The 1,954-nt window shown below is 66.5% G+C and carries 4 protein-coding genes; 2 read left to right on the top strand and 2 right to left on the bottom strand.

Going from position 1 to position 1,954, the window contains the following annotated elements; translation table 11 throughout:
- On the top strand, window positions 1–298 hold a 298-nt coding region (locus tag J2Y41_RS23025), incomplete at its 5' end, for a hypothetical protein (RefSeq protein WP_309932039.1).
- 127 nt (window positions 299–425) lie between these two features.
- Here the strand turns inward: J2Y41_RS23025 and J2Y41_RS23020 are convergent.
- Complete coding sequence (locus J2Y41_RS23020) at window positions 426–587, bottom strand: hypothetical protein (RefSeq protein WP_309932037.1); 162 nt, start codon at window positions 585–587, stop codon at window positions 426–428.
- A gap of 183 nt (window positions 588–770) precedes the next feature.
- Entirely contained in the window at window positions 771–1,790 is a 1,020-nt protein-coding gene (locus J2Y41_RS23015) for a DUF4192 domain-containing protein (RefSeq protein ID WP_309932035.1), read from the bottom strand.
- On the opposite strand from J2Y41_RS23015, the gene J2Y41_RS23010 reads away from it, so the two are divergent.
- Window positions 1,771–1,954: hypothetical protein (locus J2Y41_RS23010; protein ID WP_309932033.1), on the top strand; the 184-nt coding region annotated here is incomplete at its 3' end. The two genes, J2Y41_RS23015 and J2Y41_RS23010, sit on opposite strands and share 20 nt — an antisense overlap.

The raw sequence follows: 1,954 nt of genomic DNA, 5'->3' as shown, positions 1-1,954 counted from the left end.
GCTAGACCGGCCGGAGCGGGCACGTACAATCCGTCAGGACAGCAGCCAAAACGTCGTAGACACACCAGGTGATGACGGGCAGGAGCCCTGCGACGGACCGGCAGCACCCAACAGCCGGCCACGGAGCGAAGCGGAGAGGACGCCCGATCCCGGTTCGCCCCAGCGAACCGCACTCCTGGCACCCCAACGACGCACACGGTTCCTGTCCGATCCGGTGGGACGCGCCACCCAGGGCTGGAATGCCGCAATCCTTGGCGGGAACGGCGGTCCGCCGCCGGCAACCCACCACGACACGTGACCACCTGCGGCGGACCGCCCACCCACCAAAAGGCGAACGGCCGGTGTGAATGGCGGAAGAGCCGGCACCCGTTGGGTGCCGGCTCTTCCTGTTTTCCCTCAGCAAAAGGAAACTCGTGGGAGCAGCGTCATCGCTGCGGGGTTGAGAAGTCTTGTGGGTTTTTCTCCCAGGAGATGTCCACGATGGCTGACCCGGTGTCCATGGTGAGCATGCTCAGTTCGAGGATGTCTTCGGCGTGGGTGTTGCCGGAGGGGGCGTCGTCGTCCGTGAGTATGAAGTCGTGGCTCATGGTGCTGCTCCCTGGCGTTGGCGGAACGCGGTGGTTGTTCCACTGTAGCCCGACGATGGAGTGCCGTGCCTGGTGTGGGGCTTCGCCCGCGTAAGCGTTGGATCGGCGGCCGGAGGAGCGCCAGAGGGGGAGGCCGCCGACGCGCCGGTGGGGCCGGACTGTTGCGGTCCGACCCCTGTGGGTTTAGTGCTTCTTGTACCCTGTGGTTTCGTCGGCGGCGACGGGGGCGATCGTGCCGTGGCTGATGATCTCGTCCATCAGTTCAGCCAGCCGGTACCCGGGGACGTCCTCCAATGCGGCGGTGAAGTGCACGGCTGCGACTGTGGAGTGGCCTTTGAGGTACCCGAGCCATCCGATCAGGGTCAACAGCGGGGCGCGGTAGCCTTCCGGTGCGGCGGCGATCAGGGCCCGGGCGGCTTCCTCGGCCCGGTCGACCCGTGCCCAGTCCGGGGCGATCCCGTGGCCGATCAGCAGGTCCCCACTGCCCTGCGCGTCGAGGCGATCGGGTTCGATCACGTTGCACAGCAGCGTGTCGCGCAGGGCCGGGAGCTGGAAGCAGGCCAGCAACTGCACGGCCGCTTCCGGGCTGATCCGGCCCTTGTGTTCGATGGCCTCTGCCCACAGTTCCCGTCCGTTGATCTCCTCGCCATACTGCAGCACGTGCCCGGCGTGGTCGATCTGTTCGGCGGTGTCCGCGGGGCCGTCGAACGGGGCGTAGTCCACTCCCGGGGCATCGCGGTAGGTGCTGCCGCGGTAGATCATTTCGGCGTTCAAGGGCCCGTCCGTGATGGCGTCCAGTGACTGGACGGGGCAGCACTTCAGGTCATCGCAGAGCAGGTTCTTCCAGTGCCCGGAGGTGACCAGCCATGCATCCTTGAGGGGGACACCGGCGGCGTCGAGCGTCTCGACGATGGCCTCGACGTGGTCGTTGAACGGCCGCGGCGCCCCAGGTGCGGGGTGTTGGTCGGTGTAGACGGCCAGCACGGCCGCGTTCGCGGGGAGGTCCAAGGCAAGGTAGTCAGCCATGGCGCGGGCGAAACCCTTTGGGTCGGCATTCACGGGAGCGTCAACGCGCAAGGTGGCGCCGAGCGTGTTGCCGCGCATGGTGATGAACACGAAAGACTCCCGTGGCGCGAAGCCCAAGGTGTGTGGAATAAAGCTCAGGATGTCGGCGGGGCCGGTAATGCGCAGTTCGTTGGTCATGGTTCCTTTGTCCTTTGCTGAGGATTCGGTGGGTGGGGTGCTCGTGGTGAGTCGCCAGCTTCCCCTCTCCCCCGTTGTTTTGGCTGCTGGCGAAGCTCGCGGAGCTGTGCCCGACGCAGGCCTGTCTACCCGCAGGGCAAGGGACAGGAAATTCCCGGAGGAAA

This window comes from Arthrobacter sp. 1088, from assembly GCF_031455315.1.
Lineage (GTDB): Bacteria > Actinomycetota > Actinomycetes > Actinomycetales > Micrococcaceae > Arthrobacter.
The sequence above is the reverse complement of the archived record's forward strand: the minus strand, read 5'-3'. Positions and strand labels throughout refer to the sequence as shown.

What these genes read in the sequence shown, in the direction of transcription:
- J2Y41_RS23020 (WP_309932037.1), bottom strand. Translation starts at nt 587, where the DNA reads ATGAGCCACGACTTCATACTCACGGACGACGACGCCCCCTCCGGCAAC.
- J2Y41_RS23015 (WP_309932035.1), bottom strand. Translation starts at nt 1,790, where the DNA reads ATGACCAACGAACTGCGCATTACCGGCCCCGCCGACATCCTGAGCTTT.